Below are 23,310 nucleotides of genomic sequence, written 5' to 3'. Positions count from 1 at the left end.
TGTAATAGTAATAATAGAGAGTGATATGAAAAATGAACTTACAAAAGCCGAATTGGAAATTCTTCGGACGTTATGGAAACTGGGAGCATCTACAGTTAGGCAAGTCAATGACGAAATCAACAACGAGCGGGAGGTAAACTATACATCCACCTTGAAATTGATGCAGATCATGCATGAAAAAGGTATTCTGAAACGAGATACCAGCCAGATGAAACACGTCTACTCGCCAGCAGAGGCAGAGGACAAAATCAAAGGAAATCTTCTCAAAAATTTCGTGAACACCGTTTATGATGGGTCTCCAAGCAAACTGGTAATGCAATTAATGGGTGGTAAGAAAAACTCAAAAGAGGATTTGGATGCCATTAGGGAAATGCTTAGGAAACTCGATGGTAAATAATATTTTTTAGTCATGAACAATTTGTTGAATAATTACGATTTTACAGATGCACTTATAAGTGCATTGGGGAACACCATATTACATTCCTTATGGCAGGGAGTAATTTTGGCGGTATTGGGTGGTCTTGTCGTCGTTTTGGGAAAGCACCTGAGCTCTGCGTTGAGATACATGCTATTGGTGGGGATTCTTTCAGCTTTTCTCCTGTCAATTATCGCAACCTTTGCAGGCACAATACTCCTTCAAAGGACCGATTTTACGTCCATGGAGACAACGGTCCGTTCACCAGAAGAAGTTCTCACCCACACGAAAAACGGGTTGACATTAGATGACGTTTATGAACAGTTGTCCTATCTATTTGGCTCATTTCGTGATTATTACAGTTTTATCGTATTGCTATGGTTTATGGTTGTGTGTATCAAGAGTGTCAGAATGTGTGTGAATCTTTATGGTGTTTTCCGTCTGAAGAACACAGGCCTTATTGCTACCGATATGCGATGGCAACGTCTTGTAGATCACATTTGTAAAGGAATAGGCGTAACACAGAGGGTAGCATTCCATGAATCTATATTGGCCAAGACTCCGCTCATTATCGGACATTTTAAGCCGTTGGTTCTATTTCCAATAGGTCTTGTTACTTCATTAAGCGTGGAGCAAGTGGAAGCGGTTCTCGCGCACGAATTGGCTCATGTGCGGAGAAATGATTTTATCGTAAATTTAGTGCAAAATGCGATTGAGATCTTATTCTTTTTCAATCCGGCCGTACTTTGGCTATCGTCACTTATCAGAGCCGAGCGTGAGAATTGTTGTGATGATATTGCTGTTGCGTATACCGGAAGCAAATCATTGTACGTAAACGCACTTGTACAATGTGAGGAATATAGCATGTCCACTCCTCATTTAGCTGTTGGTCTAAAAGGAGATAGAGGAACTTTGATCAATAGGGTTAAAAGGTTGTTAAAAAAAGAAAGACCCACATTAAACTTAGTTGAGCGATTGATTTTAGCAATCTGTTTGAGCTGCACGATGGTTGTGGGAATTGCTATAGCCGTCAATCCCATAAGCACCTATGCTAAATCCAAATATCAGGATATTGAATGGACACAGGATGAACCTCGTGTGCAGGGTGAAAAAATCGTAGAAGAACTCATAAAAATGGAATTGATTCATGACAGAAAAAATTTCCGACTCCGTATCACTAATGAGGCTCTTTATATTAATGGGAAGCGACAGCCGGAAAAAATCCACCGTCATATCATGCAACGATACGTGAAAAACCCTGATCATCGACTTGACTTCACACAAACAGTAAAAACAGACTAATCATTTGCCGGATATTATCCCGTTAATAACCTGTGTTCACTCATGGGGTAGGATACTATTGGCTATAGAAAATTAAACTTATGTACAACATTTTAATCAGAGCCATTACCGTTGTAGGGCTTATATGGAACACTTTTGCCCTGAATGCACAGGAATCAGGAGGCATCATACATGGACGTGTTCTAGATATTGATGGCACACCCCTGGTTGGAGCAACTACGTCATTGGTGAGAGAGGTAGATACCTTTACAATTAGTTCGGTGGCAACAGACGAGTATGGTAAATATCGACATGCTAACATAGAGGCAGGAGATTACCAACTTATTGTAAATCACTTGGGTAATGAGCGTTATATTTCTGAACTCTTACGGATTGAAGCAGGTGCTACTATGCTTATGACCGACATTGAGATTGGGGAGTCCACAACAATTTTGAAAGAGGTCATTGTTGTAAGGAAAGAGCCATATATTACCCAAAAAATAGATAGGACGGTGGTCAATGTGGACGCACTTATCAGTAACGCGGGCACAAACGCATTGGATGTGTTGGAAAAAACACCAGGTGTGCGTGTCGATCCTAACGGAATGATTAATCTTGCGGGAAAGGCTGGTGTGGTGGTGTATATTGATAATCGTCCTACCTATATGTCTGGCGAGGAACTTGCCAATTATCTGAGGTCAATGCCCGCATCGTCTTTACAAAAGATAGAAGTGATGCAGAATCCACCAGCCCAATATGATGCGGCAGGTGATGCTGGAATCCTCAATATTCTTACAAAGAAAGCGCCTGGAACGGGATTTACTGCCGGATTGGATTTAGGATTGATACAGCACAGGTATACTGCGTCAAATAACAGCATGAATTTTGGTTATTCCGGAAATAAGTTGCGGATGAATGGAAATCTGGGGTATGTGGTACAAAATGGATTTGCAGATGTAAGTATTTCCAGACAGTTTTTTGACGCAACCGGTAAAATCACATCTACTTTTGACCAATTGTCAAAAATAAGGAGGCAAGGTCAAGGGATGCTTTCTATGATTAACGTTGATTACAACTTAACTGAAAAATCCACAATGGGCATTGTTCTGAATGGAACTTTTGCAAGACCGAATAGGAAAACACCAAACCGAAATAGTATTTATGACAGCGGTGGTATGCTGGATTCAACGTTATTGTCTGATAATCTGGAAAAAGGACGTATAGGAAATATCAGCTTTAATCTTAACTATCGGCGAAAATTTGACAAAGAGAACCATGACTTCATTATCAATGCGGACTATCTTAATTTCCAAATAGACAGGGATCAGAGATTCAATAATAGTGGGATCCAAAACGATGGTCTGTTAACATTTTTTGAACAGCTTAGTGGCAAATTGGAATCTGACATCAATATCTATTCAATAAATGCCGACTATAGGTATCCGTTAACGGAGGACATTCTGATTTCTACGGGGGTAAAAACCAACTTTACAAAGACAGGGAACACGGCCGATTATTTCTTTGTAAAGAATGATGAGTACATACCAGATTATGACAAGACTAACAATTTTAGGTACAGGGAAAACATTAACGCTGCTTATGTCAATTTCTATGCCGATTACCAGCGTTTAAGTATCCAGTTGGGACTAAGAATTGAGAATACCATAGGGTCAGGGCATCAACTAGGTAATGTGATGCGCCCAGATTCATCATTTAACCGCAATTACACTGGCTTATTTCCAACTTTATTTATGCTTTACAAATTAGATAGCTTATCTCACAATCAACTTCGATTTAGTTATGGAAGACGGTTAGAACGTCCGTATTACCAAGATCTTAATCCATTTCTAAATCCCGTTGACCACTACACATACAATGTTGGCAATCCATATCTTGAACCTTCATTCTCCAACAAGATTGAGCTAAGCCATATATTTAAAAATATGGTCACTACAAGTATCGGGTATAGTGATGCACGGAATCTGGTTTCGGAAACCATTGAGATCATGGATGGTACATATTATAGTAGACCGAACAATATCGGGAGAACTACGGTATGGAACGCATCTGTTGATGTAGCACTTAGTCCAATTCGGTGGTGGGATTTACAATTTCGAGCTGAAATGGCCAGATTGCATGCTAGGGGTGATTTTTATATGGGATATTTGGACAATATCGGCTATAATGGTTATATACAAGGGATGATGGGCTTTGGACTGGGCAAAGGATGGAGGGTTCAGGTCGATGGACATTATCAAACAGATATCACACAGGCACAATTTGTTTATGGCAGTAAATGGGGGGTGAATACAGGCGTATCAAAAAAAATATCGGATCGAACTTCCATTAGATTCAGCGCTTCGGATATTTTCTATACAAACATTAATCGCGGTATTATAAATGACTTACACGATGCAAAGGCAAATTATCGGAATGTCGGAGATACAAGACGGTTTCAGTTGACCTTTAGCTTTAGGTTTGGGAATTCAGGTGTTTCTAAACCGGGTAACCAAACCAATAGTGCCGATGAGGAAAGAAGCCGTGTTAAACTATAATTTGAAATGATGCGCTGACATACCAGTCGTGAAGTAAGAAAAACTCAAATTCAGTATATTTGTTTGAGACAGTCACAAGGGACTGTCTCTTTCCATTGATGCCAAAAAGGTAGGAATGTTAGTCACGGTAAAACAGATAGGTCTATGAAAGAGAGAATATATTTTAAGACACGCCCCCGCTTTGGAAAAGCACAGCATCCGTTTGATATTGGTATGCCTTTCTTTTGGTGGAAAGGACATTATGACCTACATTTCCTAAAAAGGCTTTACGAACGCACACAGGATGAATTTGGGGCATACTATGACCACCATCTGCAATTCTTTTTGCAGGAGAACAAAGAAGCGTCCGAAAGCGAATTTTTCAGACACGTGAACGACATTGTGAGCGATGAACTTAACAAGCTCATAGCGGACGATAAACGGGAATCCAAATCAAAGCACAAAAGCATCGTACAGCAGAAAAAAAAGCTAAGGGCATTCCTTGACCATCTCGTTTCGATAGACCAATGGAACGTTAGCAGGACAAAAGACGAAATTATAGCAGAAAAGGAAAGCGAAATTAAGGAGTTAAAGGAAATCGTGGTGCAACTTACCAAAGAACTTAAAGAAGCCCAAAAACTCGAGACGGAGGGTTATATCGACATCCCCGAGGGCTACGTTTTAACGGTAGTTGACCTTTTTGTAAAGCTAAGGAAGCAGGATTTAAAGGACGGGCGTGAGTTGGTTTTCTCCCAATTTGCTACGGTATGGATAAAGATGATATGCCGATATTTCCGAGAAAACAAGCAACCTATCAGTACAGATACCATACAACGGTATTTTCCGGCAGACCTCAGAGATTTAAAGAAAAAATATGCCGAAGTACCGTCAAAAAATAGGCTTTTCGACATTGTTCCTGCCAAAAAAAGACGTTTATAACAATATACATTTCAAATCAAGCCAAACCTAACTAATTTCTTAACTTTCTGTAAACCAATACGGAAGCGTATCAAAAATGACCATCCGTAAAGTAACGGTCATGACCGTATTGCCCTGTTCCATTCCTTTGTACCAAAAGCGGTCGGAAACATACCGTTTGTTTCCATCCGTATGGTAACAGATTTTTTAACGATAACACAAAGGAGGAAAGATGAACGTAGAGCTCATCACGAGGGATGACCTCGAAAAATTCAAAAAGGAACTGTTCGAGGAAATCAGAAAGCACAGCCCCCACCCAAGAAAACACGGACAGGAACAGAGGGCATGGTTCAAAAGCTACGAGGTGCGCAAGTTGCTCGGCATATCGGCAGGCACATTGCAGAACCTACGTGTGAACGGCACATTGCCGTTCAAGAAAATCGGTGGACTGATGTACTATAAATATGAGGACATCCAAAAGCTGATGGAGGGAGGTGAAGATGGGGAATAGCACCTGTAAAGAGCGGAAAGATTTTCGGAAAGACTACCGGAAAGACACGCTACCCGCAGTCAGTACTCCAAAGGTAAACCTTTGTCGCCCTGTAGGGAGCAAGTTTATTTTTTTGCAATGCAAAAAACCTTTCCCCCACGCTCCGCAGTGTGGGGAACGGCGGATGCTCCCGATGGTCGCAGTCCGTAAACTTGGGGAGGTTCGCCAATGAAAAAATTGGCGAAAGAAAAGGAGACGGACGGAATAACACGCAAGCGTGGCCGTCCGAAAAAAGCCATCACACGGAGCGTTTCGCTCGTGGTACGGATAACCCCTACCGAACGTTTGGCGATTGCAGGGAAAGCGAGAAATGCGGGCATGCGGATAAGCGATTGGTTTCGGCAGTCCGCAAAGACTGCCGAAATAAGACCAAGACTTTCAAAAGAGGAAACGGGCTACCTGCGCACATTGTCCGGCATGGCAAACAATCTCAACCAGTTGACCAAGCTTGCACACAAGGGAGGGCTTGTGTCAATCATGGCGAATCTGCGCAGTTTACTGAACGAAGTGGAGCAGTTAATGGAAAGGATTGGTAAGGATGATAGCTAAGGTTATTACGGGCAAAAGTTTCGGCGGTTGCGTCCGTTACCTGTTGGAACGTGAAAAGTCCTTTGTTTTGGACTCGGCAGGCGTTAGGGATTATGACATCAAGGCGATTATTGCCGACCTCAACGCACAGCGCAAGATGCGCCCACAGCTTGGCAATGCCGTAGGGCATACCGTGCTAAGTTGGAGCAACGAGGACAGGGATAAACTTAGCATAGAGAAGATGGTGGAGCATGCAAGGGAATACATGGAAAAGATGGGCATCAAGAATACCCAGTACCTTACCGTACTGCATACCGATAAGAAACACCCACACGTACATATTGTATATAACCGAGTGGACAACGATGGAAAGACGATAGGCAATTTCAACCATTGGCACAAAAGCCGAAAGGTATGCAGGGAGACGACCGAGCGTTACGGCTACCATCTCGGCAAGGGTAAGGCAAAGGTGAATAGGCAGGCACTTCGGGGAAATGACAGGTTGCGCTATGCGATACACGATGCCCTTAAATCCATCATGGCGAAAGCCACCACATGGAAACAGGTGGAAACGATGCTTGCAAGGCAGGACATCGGCATCCATTATAAGTACCGTAGCGGAACAAATGAAGTGCAGGGCATTTCATTTGAAAAGGATGGTGTAAAGTTCAAAGGTTCGGCTATCGACCGCAAATTTAGTTTCGCCAGTATGAAGAAACAGTTAAGCCACAATCGGGGAACGGAAATATCACAGTCCACTACACTTGCCGACCAGATAAGGGAGGTACTCGGACAACAGGAACATCGGTCAGAGGAATACGAAACGGGATTGGGTTTGCTCGGTGACCTACTGGATATGCCCGCTTCGATAGAACCCGAACCCGACCCAACGTGGCGCAGGAAGAAAAAGAAACCGGAGGAAGAAAAATCAAGAGGAATCAGCAGATAAAACACTAAAAAAATGAACGAACAGGAATTACAGACCGCTGTTAAAGACCAACAGGAGATAGTGGTACTAATGGATAAACGTGTGCAACAACTCGAAAAACAGCAATCCGAAACCAAAGACTATTCAGCAGAATTGGCAGATATAGTCAAGAAGTTGGAGAGCAATATACAGGACGAAACGCTTGTCGGACTGAAAGCGTCCATCCTAAAGCACGCTAAGGCAACCGATAGCCTTGTCACCGCTTTGGAGCAACAGAAGAAAGCGATAAGCGAAATGCCACAGCGAATAAAGGTCAATGTGGAGCATCGCCTAACAGGGCGACAACGACCGTATGTCATTACGGGAGCAGTCCTTGTGCTTGTATCGGTACTTTCTCTTTTCGCCAGCATTCAGCTTTGGCGGTCAAACTCCGCTCTGTGCGACAGTGACATCAAAATTCGCATGGTTAGATTACTTTATCCGCAAGTTTCTTTGGATATAGATTCCATCTACTACAACAATCCCAAACAACTTAGAATTTGGGTGAAGCAGGAGGAAGAACGGTTGATTGCCATTAGAAAAGCCGAAGAAAGTGCAAGGCAGTCCACGGAACAGGCAGAACGGGCAAAAGAAGAAGTGAATCGGCTGAAAAGAACAGGAGATAAAAAATAATGCTAAATTATTTGGGTATCATCAACCTAATCTATATTTTTGTTGAAATCGTCAAGATGAAAATTTCAAGACAATGGAAGCAAATTTCGGAGAGTATATCAGAAAACTAAGAACTCAAAATGGATGGACGCTTACCCAATTAGGCGCAAAACTTGGTATTGATTCTGGTGCTTTGAGCAAAATCGAGACAGGAAAGAAGGAATTGGATGAAGTCTTTTTGCCAAATCTTGCAGAAGCATTTAATCTTGATTTAGAAATGTTAAAGTCTGAATTGATAAGTGAGAAAATTGCAAATACAATTTATCAATCCAGATGTAATGACAATGTACTAACCCTTGCAGAAGAAAAAGTAAAATACATCAGGCAGAAAAACACAAAACAAATAACTTTAAAGCTTTAAACATTATGTACACTCAAAATGAATTAGAAACAATTTCAATTGTCGAAGAACCACAAATGTTTATTGACTTTAACACCTATAAACGTAAAACTTCCGTAAATCGAAAGGAAGCTTTAAAAATTGTATCTCTTTTTAGTGGTTGTGGCGGATTAGATTTAGGCTTTTCGGGAAACTTTGATTTTCGAGACAGACATTTCGATAAAACCAAATTCAGAATTGAATATTCTAATGATATCGACCCTGCTGCAGAATATGTTTATAATGCGAATACTTCTTTTTTCAATGACCACAAGTTGCATCGTGAAGATATAAAAGATGTTAACTTTGAAGATATTCCTGATTTTGATTTTTTACTCGCAGGATTTCCTTGTCAACCATTTTCAAATGCTGGATTGAGAAAAGGTATTAATGACGAAAGAGGAAATCTCTTTGAGGAATGTGAACGACTACTAAAAGTAGGGTTACAAAGGGAAAACAAACCCATAGGCTTTGTTTTTGAAAATGTTAAAGGTATTTTATCCTCAAAAATGGCAGACGGGACAAGCATACCTGACGAAATTGTAAAAAGAACGGAAAAATTAGGTTTTAAAACCTGCTATAAACTATTAAAAACAAGCAACTATGGGGTTCCTTCCAATCGACAACGCTTAATCATTATTGGGTTACGGAAAGATTTAGATTTAGGTCATTTTGATTTTAACTTGCTGGAGCAAATCGTTATGGAATATAATCTACCGAACGAAGTATATAATCCTTATGATTTATATCTTGGCTCTGCTTTATGTGATATACCTAAAAGTGCACCACAAGCTAATGATTACTGGAAATATTCCCCTGGGGGGCAATATATGGTTGATAAAATAGGACCATGTGAAGATGGGAAAGAGGCATTAACCAAATTCAAAAAAAGAACACCCTTGAATCAAATTAGTAAAACGATTTCACAAGGTAAATCTTGGAAAAGTATGAATCCCGAAGACATGTCGGAACGTTTTAGAAGAATTTGGGATAACCCTAAAAAATATCATGCACCTAATTTCTATCGTAGATTTGCATTGGGTGAAATTAATGGTACTATCACAGCATCGGCTCAACCTGAAAATTGTGGTATTACGCATCCCTTTGAAAACAGGAGGTTTACTATTAGAGAGATTGCAAGGATTCAATCATTTCCTGATAATTTTAAATTCCCTTACAAGACCATTGCGAATGCTTACAAAGTAATTGGTAATGCAGTTCCGCCAGTTTTTGCTTGGGTTATTGCCAAGGCATTGGAAAAGCATTTAGAGAATGGAAAATATTAATCATATTAAAGCATATATACTTGGGTTATTAGTTGGGAGTGGGAAAATAGATGAAAACACATTTGTAATTGACCTTCCCTTCAAAAAATGGGGAATGGAGCCGAAACGGATGAATATTATCGCAACTGATATTCTTACGAAGATATGTCAATATTTTAACACCTCATATAGTTTTAATGTAACTTACGAAATTGGGAACGGTAAATGGTTGATTATGCCATTGGATAATTCCGATATTTCAAGTCTGAAAAATGACTTACAATATTTGGGGTTGCCGATTGGAGGATTTCTGCTGTCTTCTGCTGATTTGACAACCGCTAAATTAAAATTGACAGGCATAAATACTGCAAGTTTTTTATCTGGAATTTTTGATACAAGAGCAAGTTTGACATTATCACACAGAAGATTTACAGATGATGCGCCAGTAGTTTCTGTTGAGATTCCGGGAAGCACTCGGAATTTTAATTTTGTTGTTCAGCTTTGTGCTTGGCTTACAGATTTAGGTTCGACAACTGATCAAATTTTGTACAATCACCCAAACCAACATTCAGCTTCAGACCCTGATTATAAAGGTTGGAAAAAAGGATTTAAAATTCGTTTTTTGGTTCGTTCCTTTCTTACCCAATATTCTTTTGCGTTACAAGCCAAATCAATTGACGTAACCAAAATAGAGAAGCATCAAAAGAAAGAAGAGCAAATCCCTTGTATTTTAAGAAAACTAAGGACGCCAAGTCCTGTTTCCGTTCATACAGACCAAAATTCTGATGAGCTACCAATTGAAGTAAGAAACAAACTGTTCTTTCACTATCATCATTTTTGTGCGGTTTTGGGTTGTCGTCACGCACCTGTTGAGGAAATTGAAAAATTAGTAAAAAACAAAAATAGATATATCAACTTTTTCCCAAGATTATCAAAGGGAACGAAAAAAGAACTTTTGAAAAAGTTGGAAGAAATTAAAGCCGAATATTTTCCCGAATTGGAAATTTCAACGCATAAAGCCAAAGTTTCAAGACTTATAGAACACGAAGATTTTAAAAGTTTCACGGGTATTGACCAAGGCATTGCCTATCTATTTGCAGAAACTTTAAACGGGAAAAGACATATTGGTTCAATGGACGGTATTATCAATACGCATACAACTGCAATATTAACATTGAAAACCATTGGAAACACATTTGATAGTCCATTATTAGTCATTAACCCAGTGAATGACAGAGCTTTTATTTGTTCATCTGTAAGCAACAGCTTGAATCAACAACTCATAAAAACAAAAATTAAAGTAGATAACCTAACCGTAAATTTGAAATAGTGATACAGAATGAAATAAGTTATTATGAAGAATTTTCAAAGAAATTCAGCCAATATCTAAATACATATCTTGGAGATAACTATAGCGTTTTTTATTCCTGTAATAAAACGTTAGATTTTATTATTTATGATTTAGAGAAACAATCGGGGATTACCATAAAAGAAGAAGGAATTTACATTCCTAAACTGAAAGTAGATATTGTATTTGCCATAATCAATCCTGATAAAAAAGTACGATTGATATTGATTGAAGCAAAGTATTTAAACCAGTTGAGTTTGAAAGATTATTCGCAGTTGGTGGGCTATTTACAGGTTGCAAAAACCATTGATTTAGGTTTGTTACTTCTTATTCAAAAGGGAATGTCGTCTAATAAACTATCAAATGACTTTCAAGAAATTGTTCGATTGAAAAAGCTTCCTATGGATTGGTTTATTGATATGAAAAAAATTAATGAACAATACAATTTCAAAACGGGGATTATAAACTATTTGCCAGCAGGAGGGATTGACTGGATTGATACAGCAGACATCAACGGGATTTCTTCTTTCGAAGAATTAGCAGAAATATTGAGAATGTAATGACTAAACGACAGAACAAAGGAATTAATAATTTGCACGGAATAGCTCAATTTTCGCTTTTCGTGTCATCCTATTTGCCTTTGTTTTTGCTACTGATAGTAAGGCAGGTATCTGTGAATAGTGAATATCTAAACTGGGCAGGGGTTTCTTGGGAATCCGTGAAAATGTTCGGGGTAAAATTTGGTTTATCAGCATTTCTTATCACTTTCTCGGTCATTGGGGCATTTGGTTATTGGAAAACATTAGCAAATATTGAAGAAGTTGCAAAAAATGGAAACCCAGTAATTATTACTGATGTTAAGAATAAAAACAGTGAATCAATTGGATATATCGCTACGTACATAATCCCGTTTTTATTTCAAAGTTTTGATGGTTGGTACGAATGTGCTTCTGTCATTTTTCTACTTTTGATAATTTATCGTATTTACATTAATTCGTCTTTACTTTTAATCAATCCGCTTTTGAGTTTTAGATTCGGTATATATGAAATTGAATACATCGCTCAAAATGGTAAAAATAGAAATGGATTGATTATTTCACGAGACAAATTTTTGCAAGATGATTGTAAAGTAAAACTTTATGAAATCGGGCATAAACTATATTTCGCAACCAGTAATAACTCAAATAAATGATTATCGAGGAACTTTTACAAAAAATAGAAAATATAAGTGAGGATAATGTAATCCTCTACTTTATCACAAGGGTGCTAAAGCCTGAAGTAAAAGCATCAAGTAAAATAATGGATAAATATTTGTTCAAAGTTTACCAAATTGATGTCAACGATGAAATCAGGGAACATCTGTACACGCTAACACAAGAGCAATTAAATGGTCTTGTAAAACGAAAAACTGAATTGCACGAATACGATGTAATTACAGATGATACAGCCCAATTATTCACATATCAAATGACTAATAAAGCAATGTCTTTTTACGATGTTGTCAATAATCAATTAAGTTCAAATCCGCCTAAAATAAAGAGTTTAGAAGAAATTATTGTGAATGAAGAATTGTGGGCTTATTGTGTCGGTTTCTACAATGATGAAAACGAGTGGGTTTACACTTTCAGAAAGATACTCGCTGCTAAGGTGGCTATAGATGAGAATGATAGTAATAAAAAAAGTAAACTCCAAAAGACTATAAGGACAATTTTCAATTCTAAAAGCCAAAAGCTTGAATTGATTGAGGGAGAGACAGTAAACTTAGACAAACAAATTGACTGTATATATTACGAAGACACTTTTTACATAGCAAAGAAGACTCAATTCGAGCAAATTATTGGCTTAGAGGAAGAATATAAAAATCAGGCAAAAGAAGTAGTAACAGCATTAGCTTCAACAAATATGATTGAAGGGCTTGAAATCATCGCCAAACAAATTGAAGGAAACCCATCTATCCATAAAAAACTTGTTCGATTAACAAAAATTGGCAACTATCAAGGCCTTGATGCGAAAACTATCCGAAAAATGCAACGAATATGTAAGAAGTATGGAGAAACACTAAAGTTAAAAGATAGAAAGTTGTTTATTGAAGACGAAAATGATATTACCCTAACTCTTAAAGTATTAGCAGACTATTATAAGTTGGGAGAAGTATCAGGAAAAGCGTATGGTACGTATGCTGGGAAACAATTACAAACAACAAAATAATATATCCCCTCGCTCATTAGTGGCTTGCGAAACCCCACCGCTCTTTGTCTTGCGCTGTTCTCGCTTTGGCTGTTTACGGTGAATGGCTGATGTATAATTTGTAGCCGATTGCTTCCTTTTGTTGGTTTAAATCCCTATCTTTATACCAATAACCGAGCAAACTATATGTGAGCAAAAAGGTGAGCGGTTCTTCAAAAGTATTTTCAACCAATTGATTGATAGATATTTGCGGAGGTGTGGAATCTTCCTGCCACCCCGACCACACTTACACTAAGTAAGGTCAAAAACCCTCAAATTCTATGAATTTGAGGGTTTTTTGTTTTATATTATATCAAGAAACCCCAAAGAATATCAGCCGGGCATCCGTTCAAGGCTTCGTTGTTTGGTAAAAATGCAGGGCTTCCGGCTTTGGAACTGCATTTTGCAAAATGCAAAGAGGATTTAAAAGACCACCCAAGTAAGCAGACCCTAAAAGCTGCAATTTCTATTGCTCTGAAATCCACAAATGATGAGCAGGCTTTTAAAAAGCAGTTGAGTGAACAGGGCATTAATGTAGTGGTCCGCCGGAACGATACAGGTCGTATTTATGGTATCACTTTCATAGACCACAATTCAAAGGCGGTTTGGAACGGTTCACGCTTAGCAAAGGAACTTTCTGCCAATACCTTTAATGATTATTGGAACAATAATATCAAACCGGAGATTAAAGAACCTGTCGTACAACTTCCAAAAACATCCACATCAAATGATGCAGATCTTCCTGCGGAAGAACCTCATCATTTGTTCGACTTCCTGAATACTACTGAAAAACACGAAGACGGTTTGATTGAGACATTTGGCGGTTTGTTACCCGAAGCACAGGGCGATGATTACGAGGAACAGGATTTTGCTAACAAAATGAAGAAGAAAAAAAAAAGAAGACTGTAAGAGGTCAGATTTTGGAATTAAAAATCTGTTTTTAAAAAGATTTATTGAGCTGTCACTTTATAATTCTGAAAGAATTTGAGTTGTATTTAAGTAATTGCTTAAATAAACAAAGTGACTATCTTTGTGCTATGGACAATAATTCTTGCATACGACAACAAGCAGACATTAAACAAATAAACCGCTGTAAAGACCGAGTTTCAGAACTCAACGGTTCTTTTGACTATTTATCGAACGGACTTGAATTAGCGGGAAACAATGTAAGACTGAAAATACTCTTTCTACTTTATGAAGAAAAACGACTTTGTGTTTGTGATATAAGTGATATTCTTGGTATGACAATTTCAGCGGTTTCACAACACTTGCGGAAACTCAAAGACAGAAAACTTATTGAAACCGAACGAGAAGCTCAAACTATTTTTCACTCACTGACTAAAGAGTATGAAAAAATGCTGAAACCATTTTTCAAAATACTTGACGAAAACAAAATATTAGAAACAATATGAAAACTGACAAAAAATTAATTGGTGCAGGACTTTTGACTACAATTGCAGCTTCTCTTTGTTGCATCACACCAGTATTGGCTCTTATTGCAGGAACAAGCGGTCTTGCTTCCACTTTTTCTTGGCTTGAACCTTTTCGACCCTATTTTATCGGGTTGACAATTTTGGTTCTTGGTTTTGCTTGGTATCAAAAGTTGAAACCCAAAAAGCAGATAGATTGCAATTGTGAGACAGAAGAAAAACCAAAATTCATTCAGTCAAAAATGTTTTTAGGAATTGTAACAGCATTTGCAATCGTAATGCTTGCCTTTCCATACTACTCAAGCATTTTCTACCCAAAGACAGAAAAGCAAATTATAGCGGTGGACAAATCCAATATTCAAAAAGTAGAATTTACGATTAGCGGAATGACTTGTGCAAGTTGTGGCGAACACGTAAATCACGAAGTAAATAAATTGACAGGAATAATAAGTTCAAACGCCTCATACGAAAAAGGAAACGCAATCGTGGAATTTGACAACTCAAAAACGAATATTTCTGAGGTCGAAAAAGCAATTAACTCAACAGGATATTCTGTAACCGACAAAAAATAAAACCAAATGGAAATCATATTGCAATCAACAATTACTTGCCCCAACTGCGGACACAAGAAAGAAGAAACAATGCCGACAGACGCTTGCCAATATTTCTACGAATGTGAAAAATGCAAACAAGTTCTTAAACCAAAACAAGGAGACTGTTGTGTTTATTGTAGTTACGGAAGTGTTCCTTGTCCACCAATTCAGCAGGACAAAAAATGTTGCTGACGGACAGAAAACAGAAGAGCAACTAAAAGTATTTTTTATTTGGATGCTTCATAAATGTTACGATACAAAAGGATCATAGAAGCTACAACTCTTATCACTTCGCCAAACACTGCCACGCACCGCCATTGACTGCCACATTCTTATAGCCGCTGTGTAGAGCCTTTAAATTCACGCCCGAACATTAAAACTAAAAAAGAATGCAGGGAGAAGACGATTTAAGAGGTTTAGCCAAAATAATGGCTTTTATGCGGGCAGTCAGTATTCTTTTGGTGCTGATGCACCTTTATTGGTTCTGCTACGGGTTCTTTTTAGAACGTGGTTGGACGTTGGAAATAATCAACAAGATGTTAGGCAATTTCGACCGGACGGCGGGCTTGTTTTCACATACCCTTTATACCAAGGCGTTCGCTTTGGTTTTGCTTGCTTTGAGTTGTTTGGGAACGAAAGGCGTAAAGAATGAGAAGATAACCTGGGCTAAAATCTACGTGGCTTTGGGCGTTGGTTTTGTGCTGTTCTTTCTGAACACGCCGTTGTTAAAGCTATCTCCGGTAATAGGCACATTTCTGTATATCCTTACTATCTCGTTAGGTTATATTGCTTTGCTGATGGTGGGCGTATGGATGAGCCGCTTGCTTCGTACCAACTTAATGGACGATGTTTTCAACAACGAGAACGAGAGCTTTCAACAGGAAACAAAGCTGATGGAAAATGAATATTCCGTTAACCTGCCCACCAAATTTTACTACAAAGGCAAATGGAACAACGGTTGGATAAACATTGTAAATCCTTTCAGGGCATCAATCGTGTTGGGTACTCCGGGTTCCGGTAAATCTTATGCCATCGTAAACAACTACATCAAGCAGCAGATTGAGAAAGGCTTTAGTATGTATATATATGATTTTAAATTTGACGACCTTTCCACCATTGCCTACAATCATTTATTGAAGCATCGGGATAAGTACAAAGTTCAACCAAAATTCCATGTGATAAATTTCGATGACCCACGCAAGAGCCATAGGTGCAATCCACTCAATCCCGATTTTATGACAGACATTTCCGACGCTTACGAAGCGGCTTACACCATAATGCTGAACCTCAACCGTAGCTGGATACAGAAGCAAGGGGATTTTTTCGTGGAAAGCCCAATTATCCTATTGGCTGCCATTATTTGGTATCTGAAAATCTATGAGGATGGTAAGTATTGTACATTCCCGCACGCCATTGAATTGCTGAATAAAAAGTATTCGGACGTATTTACCATTCTGACCTCATATTCCGATTTGGAAAACTATCTTTCTCCGTTTATGGATGCCTGGCAAGGTGGCGCACAAGACCAATTGCAGGGACAGATTGCATCGGCAAAAATCCCTTTGTCAAGAATGATTAGCCCACAGTTGTATTGGGTTATGACTGGCGATGACTTTACGCTCGACATCAATAACCCAAAAGAGCCTAAAATTTTGTGCGTGGGTAATAATCCCGACCGCCAAAATATCTACTCCGCAGCATTGGGTTTGTACAATTCCCGTATTGTTAAGCTCATCAACAAAAAAGGGCAATTAAAGAGTTCAGTAATCATAGATGAGCTGCCCACAATTTATTTTAGGGGACTGGATAATCTTATCGCAACAGCGAGAAGTAATAAGGTGGCTGTATGTTTGGGCTTTCAGGATTTTTCGCAATTAACAAGGGATTATGGCGACAAGGAAAGTAAGGTAATTCAAAATACCGTTGGTAATATTTTCTCCGGGCAGGTAGTTGGCGAAACGGCAAAGAGCCTTTCGGAACGTTTCGGAAAAGTATTGCAGAAACGCCAAAGTATGACGATTAACAGGAATGATAAATCTACCTCTATCTCCACACAGTTAGACAGCCTTATTCCGGCTTCTAAAATCTCAACACTTACACAAGGTATGTTTGTCGGTTCGGTATCAGATAATTTTGATGAACGTATTGAGCAAAAAATCTTTCACGCTGAAATTGTAGTGGACAATGAAAAAGTTGCCGCAGAAACTAAAGTATATCAGAAGATACCGGAAATCCTATCCTTTGTTAATGAACAGGGAGAAGATAAAATGAAACAGGAAATTGAAAGCAATTACCGTCAGATAAAATCAGACATCCTGCATATTGTGGAAAGCGAAATAGAACGGATCAAGAACGACCCGAACTTGCAGCATTAAGTGCAAGAGGGATAATTTTCTCAAATTGCTTGTGTATTTAGAAATAATATCGTAATATTGCGATATTAAAATATCGAAACAATGGGAGCAAGCAAAACAGACCATTTTACAGATCAGCAAAACCAAATTGCGATTATCGCAAAAGCGTTGGGGCATCCGGCAAGAATAGCCATTATAGAGTATCTCCTAAAAGTGAATGCCTGTATATGCAGCGATATAGTTGATGAACTTCCCTTGGCACAGCCTACCGTTTCGCAGCATTTGAAAGAATTAAAAAACGCAGGATTGATAAAGGGAAATATTGAAGGTAATTCTATTTGCTACTGCATCAATGAAAAAACCTTTGATTTACTGAAAGAATATTTTTCAAAAATCATCTTTACCGTAACCAATCAAAAATGTTGCTAATCGTATGGAAATCGCATTTATCATTTCAATAGTATTGCTCATAGCTTATTCTTTTCTTGCATTGTTTGACGGTGTATTTCTGCATCTGTACAAATACCGTTTGTACGAACATAAGGAAAGTAAATTTGAACATCTTACGCATACCGTAAGAGCAATTCTGTTTACAGGTATTCTCGTTTCATTATTCACCAACATAGAAAATAATAGCTTATTTTTATTTGGTGCAGCGTTGGTAGTAGCTGATATTATCACATTGATTGTTGATGCTTATTTAGAAAAAGACAGCCGTAAATTTATGGGAGGTTTGCCACGTTGGGAATACATTTTACACCTGTTGGTAAACGGTTTTCATTTCGCAAGTATAGCGGTATTCTTAGTCATTAAAATAAACCTTGACAGCAACGGAATTACATTAGCTAATAATTTTCAGCAGATAGAGAGCTTTCATACATTTAGAACTATAGCTATAAACCTTTTACCCGGAGCAGTGCTTATAAGCCTGTTACATATTTTGGTTTATTTCCCAAAATTCAATTTCTATTTTAATAAGTTGAACTTTAAATGTTGCTAAAAATTTGCTTATAATAATCGCAATATTACTATATAACAATAATACAAAAACAATGAAACTATCAGAAATTAAAGAAATCCTACCAATATTAGAGAATGTTGAATTTCAATTAGAGAACGGAACATTTGTACCGGAACATTTCCACGTTACCGAAGTGGGACAAATCAATAAAAATTTTATTGATTGTGGCGGAACCATCAGAAATGAAAAAGTTGTCAATTTCCAATTATGGAATGCTAACGATTTTGAACACAGACTAAAGCCAACCAAACTATTAAATATCATCAAATTATCCGAAGAAAAATTAGGTATTGAAGATGCTGAAATCGAAGTAGAATACCAAAGTGATACTATCGGAAAATATGATTTGGATTTCAACGGAAAAACATTCGTACTAAAAAGTAAAACAACGGCTTGCTTGGCAAATGATGCCTGTGGCATTCCTGCTGAAAAACAAAAAATAAAATTATCGGCGTTGAATAATGCGTGTACACCTAATTCAGGATGTTGTTAAACCCTATAAATCAATCAAAATGTATAAGAATTTAGTTGAAACAATAAACAATGTTACTACTTTTCAAAATATCACTGAGGAACGTAAAAGCACATTACAACCACTGATAGATTTTGTACAGCACAAAGTAATCAATAGACAGGAAATAAATATCAATTTTATTTGTACCCACAATTCCCGAAGAAGCCATTTATCGCAGGTTTGGGCACAGGTAGCAAGTGCATACTTCAATATCCCGAATGTATATTGCTATTCAGGCGGTACAGAAGAAACCGCACTATTTCCAAAAGTTGCGGAAACATTGACCAATCAGGGTTTTAACATCTTCAAAATTGCGGAAACAGACAACCCTGTTTATGCTATAAAGTACAGTGATAATGCTTTACCTGTAATCGGTTTTTCAAAAAAGTACGATAGCCCGTTCAATCCTGTATCAGCATTTGCAGCTATTATGACCTGTTCACAGGCAGATGGCGGATGCCCTTTTATTGCAGGTGCTGAAAAAAGAATACCTATCACATTTGAAGACCCTAAAATTTCGGACAATACTTCGGAGCAATCGGAGGTATATGCAGAAAGAAGTTTGCAGATAGCAACGGAAATGTTCTATGTTTTTTCAATGATAAAAAATTAGCCGATGCAACCAAAACTAAAATTTCTTGACCGTTACCTAACCTTATGGATATTCCTTGCAATGGCAATGGGTATAGGGTTGGGATATATTTTTCCGGGAATATCAAAAATTACAAATACCCTATCCGTAGGCACTACAAATATTCCGTTGGCAATAGGTTTAATATTGATGATGTACCCGCCATTGGCAAAGGTTGATTATTCATTATTACCTATGGCATTTAAGGATAAAAAAGTAATCGGTATATCCTTATTGCTGAATTGGGGTGTCGGTACAGTGCTGATGTTCGGATTAGCCGTTTTGTTTTTACGGAACGAACCCGATTATATGACAGGCTTAATTCTTATTGGTTTAGCAAGATGTATTGCAATGGTAATCGTTTGGAGTGACTTAGCAAAAGCAAACAGAGAATATACCGCTATGTTAGTTGCATTAAACAGCATCTTCCAGATATTTACTTATAGCTTTTTAGTTTGGTTATTCATCAATGTATTACCCGCAAAATTAGGGTTAGCCAATTTCAATGTAAGCGTATCAATGAAAGATGTTACCGAAAGCGTATTGATATATTTAGGTATTCCATTCTTGGCAGGTTTTTTAAGCCGTTACTTCCTTGTAAAATCAAAAGGTATAGAATGGTATAACCGGAAATTTGTACCCCGAATATCGCCCATTACATTATATGCTTTACTGTTTACGATAGTATTAATGTTCAGTCTGAAAGGAGATAAAATATTGGAGTTGCCAATGGATGTAGTAAAAGTGGCTATACCCTTAATCATCTATTTTATACTGATGTTTTTTGTGAGCTTCTTTATCAATAAATCCCTTAAAGTTCCTTACGACAAAAACGCATCAATCGCATTTACAGCCACAGGAAACAATTTTGAATTGGCAATAGCAGTAGCAATAGCGGTTTTCGGTATTCATTCGCCACAGGCATTTGTGGGAGTTATCGGCCCACTGGTGGAAGTTCCGGTACTCATATTATTGGTCAGGGCAAGCTTGTGGTTGAAGAAGAAATATTATAAATAAAAATACTTATAAGGCATAAATCACGAATAGATATTTGAAAACTAATTTTTAATATCTTAGCAAAATGAAATTTATATCTTTAATATTAGCCGTCTATGTAATGCTGTTATCAGCAGTACCGACTTTTATTGAAGATAAATGTATGCAGGAGCAGACAACCGAGCAAAGACAAAACGGACAGGAAGACCAAGATTGCAATAAAGTTTGTTGTTCGCCATTTTTTAGCTGTAACACCTGTACAGGATTTGTTTTAACTACTTTTCATTTTTCGGCTACACATTCAGTAAAAGAACCGCAAAGAAAATTAGGGACAATGCCAACACCGCCTGTTTCTGATTTTCCCTTTTCCGTTTGGCATCCCCCACAGCTTGTTTAATATGTAGTGCTTTCAGCACAGTTTATTACCTGCGGTGCATAGCACCGCTATCATTCATTTATTCATATTAAGCATTATTTTTTCAATGAAAAAAATATTCATTGTGTCATTATTTATGACATTCAACCTTTGTGTATATGCACAAAATACGTTCAAAGCTGTAATAAAAGACAGTGAAAAAAAAGAGCTTTTAATGGGCGTAACCGCACAGGTTACAGGAACTACAATCGCAACAACTTCAGACGAAAACGGACAAATCATATTAACAGGTATTCCAAATGGTTTGCAGGAAATTCAATTTAGTTATATTGGTTTTGCCCAACGTACCGACAGCTTTAATTTTCCGTTAGAAGATACAGCTCCGATTGAAATCCTACTTTCTGAACAATCGGAAGATTTGGAAGAAATCGTTATTTCATCAACAAGAAGTACAAGAACTATCCAAAATATCCCTACACGCATTGAGTTTATAGGAAGTGAGGAGTTAGACGAAAAAGGCAATATGAAAGCAGGGGATATTCGTATGCTTTTGGCAGAAAGCACAGGCATCCACGTACAAACCACATCGCCCACAAGTGCCAATGCAAGTATTCGTATTCAGGGGCTTGACGGACGATATACGCAAATCTTAAAAGACGGTTTCCCGATTTATTCGGGTGCTTCAAGTGGGTTAGGTTTGTTGCAAATCCCACCCCTTGACTTAAAGCAGGTGGAAGTTATCAAAGGTTCAACTTCCACGCTGTATGGTGGTGGAGCAATAGCAGGTCTGGTCAATCTGATTTCCAAAACACCAACGGAAGAAAGGGATTTACGCTTTCACTTAAACGGAACATCGGGCAGAGGTTTAGACATCAGCGGCTTTTACGGACAGAAGTTTAAGAAAATCGGAACGACAATATTTGCTTCGCACAATCGCAACGGAGCTTACGACCCTGCACAAATCGGGCTTTCTGCCATTCCCCAATTTGAAAGGTATGTACTTAACCCTAAATTATTTGTTTACTTCAATGATAAAACAAAAATGAACTTTGGTATCAATACCACCATTGAAAACCGTTTGGGTGGCGATATGCTCTACATCAAAGGCAAAGGGGATAACACCCATCAATATTTTGAAGAAAACAAAACACAGCGTTATTCCACCCAATTTGTTTTTGACCATACGGTAAACGAAAACAGTTTTGTACAAATCAAAAACAGCGTAAGTTATTTTAACCGCAATACAGCTATTCCCGATTACGAGTTTGAGGGAATGCAAACAGCCACTTTTACGGAAGCAAGCTATACCCACATCAAAGAAAAATCAGAATGGGTAACAGGCGTTAATATTTGGACGGACAATTTTATAGAAAAACAGATTACCGTATTTCCGTTGAGGGATTACAACCAAACCACATTCGGGGCTTTCGTTCAAAACTCTTTTAGGGCTACGGATTGGCTACAATTAGAAACAGGTTTAAGAACGGATTACGTGATAGATTACGGAGCTGTTTTTTTGCCAAGAGTATCGGCATTATTTCAGATTGCAAACGGATTGACTTCACGTGTCGGGGGTGGGTTTGGCTACAAAACACCAACCATTTTTACCGAAGAAAGCGAACGCATACAGTACCAAAACGTAATGCCTATTGATGATAACACCAATAAATTAGAAAGAAGCTACGGAGCAAATGCAGACATCAACTACCGCATTAATATGGGCGATGATTGGACTTTTAGCATAAACCATTTATTCTTTTACACCTATTTGGATAATCCTTTGTTGCTTCAAAATACATCTGCAAACGTTTATCAGTTCATCAACTCATCGGGCTACATTCATACCAAAGGAACGGAAACCAATATCAAAATCGGCTATGACGATTTGAAACTGTTTTTGGGCTATACCTTTACCGATACCCGATTGATTGAAAATGGAACAAACACCGAAAATCCATTAACCCCAAAACACCGTGTTAATTCTGTATTGATGTATGAAATAGAAGATAAATGGAAGATTGGCTTGGAAGCCTATTATTTCAGTCCGCAAAAGCTGAATGACGGAACAATAGGAAAAGAGTATTGGATGTGTGGCTTTATGGCTGAAAAGATTTGGGAAAGGTTTTCTTTGTATATCAACTTTGAAAATTTCTTTGATACAAGACAGACACGTTTTGACAACATTTATACAGGAACGATAACCAATCCTGTTTTTAAAGACATCTATGCACCATTAGACGGATTTGTAATTAACGGAGGAATAAAATTTAGACTATAAAACAAGTGAAAATAATCATTAAATAAACTTGACA

At 38.0% G+C, this 23,310-nt stretch carries 25 protein-coding genes and 1 pseudogene; all 26 read left to right on the top strand.

Annotated features, from left to right (window positions below; all coding sequences use genetic code 11):
- Positions 1 to 25 precede the first annotated feature (25 nt).
- The 26 genes and pseudogenes from EDC17_RS03130 (at position 26) to EDC17_RS03005 (ending at position 23,276) form a co-directional block, all read left to right on the top strand.
- Positions 26 to 397, top strand: coding sequence for a BlaI/MecI/CopY family transcriptional regulator (locus EDC17_RS03130; RefSeq protein WP_132776708.1), 372 nt, complete (start codon positions 26 to 28; stop codon positions 395 to 397).
- A gap of 12 nt (positions 398 to 409) precedes the next feature.
- Positions 410 to 1,717 (top strand): M56 family metallopeptidase, encoded by a 1,308-nt coding sequence (locus tag EDC17_RS03125; RefSeq protein WP_132776707.1) that lies wholly within the window; start codon positions 410 to 412, stop codon positions 1,715 to 1,717.
- Positions 1,718 to 1,797: 80 nt separating this feature from the next.
- Entirely contained in the window at positions 1,798 to 4,251 is a 2,454-nt protein-coding gene (locus tag EDC17_RS03120; protein WP_132776706.1) for an outer membrane beta-barrel family protein, read from the top strand.
- A 144-nt stretch (positions 4,252 to 4,395) separates the two neighbouring features.
- Positions 4,396 to 5,169: a hypothetical protein gene (locus tag EDC17_RS03115; protein ID WP_132776705.1), complete on the top strand. Its 774-nt coding sequence runs from the start codon at positions 4,396 to 4,398 to the stop codon at positions 5,167 to 5,169.
- A gap of 211 nt (positions 5,170 to 5,380) precedes the next feature.
- Positions 5,381 to 5,659, top strand: a complete 279-nt coding sequence (locus EDC17_RS03110; RefSeq protein ID WP_132776704.1) for a helix-turn-helix domain-containing protein — start codon at positions 5,381 to 5,383, stop codon at positions 5,657 to 5,659.
- Positions 5,660 to 5,866: 207 nt separating this feature from the next.
- Complete coding sequence (locus EDC17_RS03105) at positions 5,867 to 6,247, top strand: plasmid mobilization protein (protein WP_132776703.1); 381 nt, start codon at positions 5,867 to 5,869, stop codon at positions 6,245 to 6,247.
- The gene (locus EDC17_RS03100; protein WP_132776702.1) at positions 6,237 to 7,175 is read left to right on the top strand and encodes a relaxase/mobilization nuclease domain-containing protein; all 939 of its coding nucleotides are present in this window, start codon (positions 6,237 to 6,239) and stop codon (positions 7,173 to 7,175) included. Before EDC17_RS03105 ends, EDC17_RS03100 begins: the two co-directional genes overlap by 11 nt.
- 12 nt (positions 7,176 to 7,187) lie before the next feature.
- A complete protein-coding gene (locus EDC17_RS03095; RefSeq protein WP_132776701.1) occupies positions 7,188 to 7,826 on the top strand; it encodes a hypothetical protein in 639 nt (212 codons plus the stop codon).
- 73 nt (positions 7,827 to 7,899) lie between these two features.
- On the top strand, positions 7,900 to 8,226 hold the full coding sequence (locus EDC17_RS03090; protein ID WP_132776700.1) for a helix-turn-helix domain-containing protein: 327 nt from the start codon (positions 7,900 to 7,902) through the stop codon (positions 8,224 to 8,226).
- Between the two features lie 5 nt (positions 8,227 to 8,231).
- A complete protein-coding gene (locus EDC17_RS03085) occupies positions 8,232 to 9,530 on the top strand; it encodes a DNA cytosine methyltransferase (protein ID WP_207895646.1) in 1,299 nt (432 codons plus the stop codon).
- Entirely contained in the window at positions 9,517 to 10,839 is a 1,323-nt protein-coding gene (locus EDC17_RS03080) for a hypothetical protein (RefSeq protein ID WP_132776699.1), read from the top strand. The genes EDC17_RS03085 and EDC17_RS03080 overlap by 14 nt, the downstream gene beginning before the upstream one ends.
- Positions 10,839 to 11,417 carry a hypothetical protein gene (locus tag EDC17_RS03075; protein ID WP_132776698.1) on the top strand — a complete coding sequence of 193 codons (579 nt, stop codon included), beginning with the start codon at positions 10,839 to 10,841 and terminating at the stop codon, positions 11,415 to 11,417. The genes EDC17_RS03080 and EDC17_RS03075 overlap by 1 nt, the downstream gene beginning before the upstream one ends.
- 113 nt (positions 11,418 to 11,530) lie before the next feature.
- Entirely contained in the window at positions 11,531 to 12,049 is a 519-nt protein-coding gene (locus tag EDC17_RS03070; protein WP_132776697.1) for a hypothetical protein, read from the top strand.
- Positions 12,046 to 13,065, top strand: a complete 1,020-nt coding sequence (locus EDC17_RS03065) for a Kiwa anti-phage protein KwaB-like domain-containing protein (RefSeq protein WP_132776696.1) — start codon at positions 12,046 to 12,048, stop codon at positions 13,063 to 13,065. Before EDC17_RS03070 ends, EDC17_RS03065 begins: the two co-directional genes overlap by 4 nt.
- A gap of 354 nt (positions 13,066 to 13,419) precedes the next feature.
- Positions 13,420 to 13,992: pseudogene (locus EDC17_RS03060) on the top strand (conjugal transfer protein MobB); the annotation flags it as partial.
- A 128-nt stretch (positions 13,993 to 14,120) separates the two neighbouring features.
- Entirely contained in the window at positions 14,121 to 14,495 is a 375-nt protein-coding gene (locus tag EDC17_RS03055) for an ArsR/SmtB family transcription factor (RefSeq protein ID WP_002978466.1), read from the top strand.
- Positions 14,492 to 15,085, top strand: a complete 594-nt coding sequence (gene merTP, locus EDC17_RS03050) for a mercuric transport protein MerTP (protein ID WP_002978464.1) — start codon at positions 14,492 to 14,494, stop codon at positions 15,083 to 15,085. Before EDC17_RS03055 ends, merTP begins: the two co-directional genes overlap by 4 nt.
- A 6-nt stretch (positions 15,086 to 15,091) precedes the next feature.
- Positions 15,092 to 15,298 (top strand): GDCCVxC domain-containing (seleno)protein, encoded by a 207-nt coding sequence (locus EDC17_RS17470; protein ID WP_002996045.1) that lies wholly within the window; start codon positions 15,092 to 15,094, stop codon positions 15,296 to 15,298.
- 197 nt (positions 15,299 to 15,495) lie between these two features.
- Positions 15,496 to 17,481 (top strand): conjugal transfer protein MobC, encoded by a 1,986-nt coding sequence (mobC, locus tag EDC17_RS03040; RefSeq protein WP_132776695.1) that lies wholly within the window; start codon positions 15,496 to 15,498, stop codon positions 17,479 to 17,481.
- Positions 17,482 to 17,562: 81 nt separating this feature from the next.
- Complete coding sequence (locus EDC17_RS03035; RefSeq protein ID WP_132776694.1) at positions 17,563 to 17,889, top strand: ArsR/SmtB family transcription factor; 327 nt, start codon at positions 17,563 to 17,565, stop codon at positions 17,887 to 17,889.
- Positions 17,890 to 17,893: 4 nt separating this feature from the next.
- Positions 17,894 to 18,460 (top strand): hypothetical protein, encoded by a 567-nt coding sequence (locus EDC17_RS03030; RefSeq protein ID WP_132776693.1) that lies wholly within the window; start codon positions 17,894 to 17,896, stop codon positions 18,458 to 18,460.
- Positions 18,461 to 18,512: 52 nt separating this feature from the next.
- A complete protein-coding gene (locus tag EDC17_RS03025) occupies positions 18,513 to 18,974 on the top strand; it encodes a DUF6428 family protein (RefSeq protein ID WP_132776692.1) in 462 nt (153 codons plus the stop codon).
- Positions 18,975 to 18,993: 19 nt separating this feature from the next.
- Positions 18,994 to 19,608, top strand: coding sequence for a low molecular weight phosphatase family protein (locus tag EDC17_RS03020; RefSeq protein ID WP_132776691.1), 615 nt, complete (start codon positions 18,994 to 18,996; stop codon positions 19,606 to 19,608).
- Between the two features lie 3 nt (positions 19,609 to 19,611).
- Positions 19,612 to 20,643: an ACR3 family arsenite efflux transporter gene (arsB, locus tag EDC17_RS03015; protein WP_132776690.1), complete on the top strand. Its 1,032-nt coding sequence runs from the start codon at positions 19,612 to 19,614 to the stop codon at positions 20,641 to 20,643.
- 64 nt (positions 20,644 to 20,707) lie between these two features.
- Positions 20,708 to 21,019 carry a hypothetical protein gene (locus EDC17_RS03010; RefSeq protein WP_132776689.1) on the top strand — a complete coding sequence of 104 codons (312 nt, stop codon included), beginning with the start codon at positions 20,708 to 20,710 and terminating at the stop codon, positions 21,017 to 21,019.
- Between the two features lie 85 nt (positions 21,020 to 21,104).
- A complete protein-coding gene (locus EDC17_RS03005; protein ID WP_132776688.1) occupies positions 21,105 to 23,276 on the top strand; it encodes a TonB-dependent receptor in 2,172 nt (723 codons plus the stop codon).
- Positions 23,277 to 23,310 lie beyond the last annotated feature (34 nt).

The sequence above is a fragment of the Sphingobacterium alimentarium genome (genome assembly GCF_004342685.1).
GTDB lineage: Bacteria > Bacteroidota > Bacteroidia > Sphingobacteriales > Sphingobacteriaceae > Sphingobacterium > Sphingobacterium alimentarium.
This window is presented reverse-complemented; position numbering and strand designations above follow the sequence as displayed.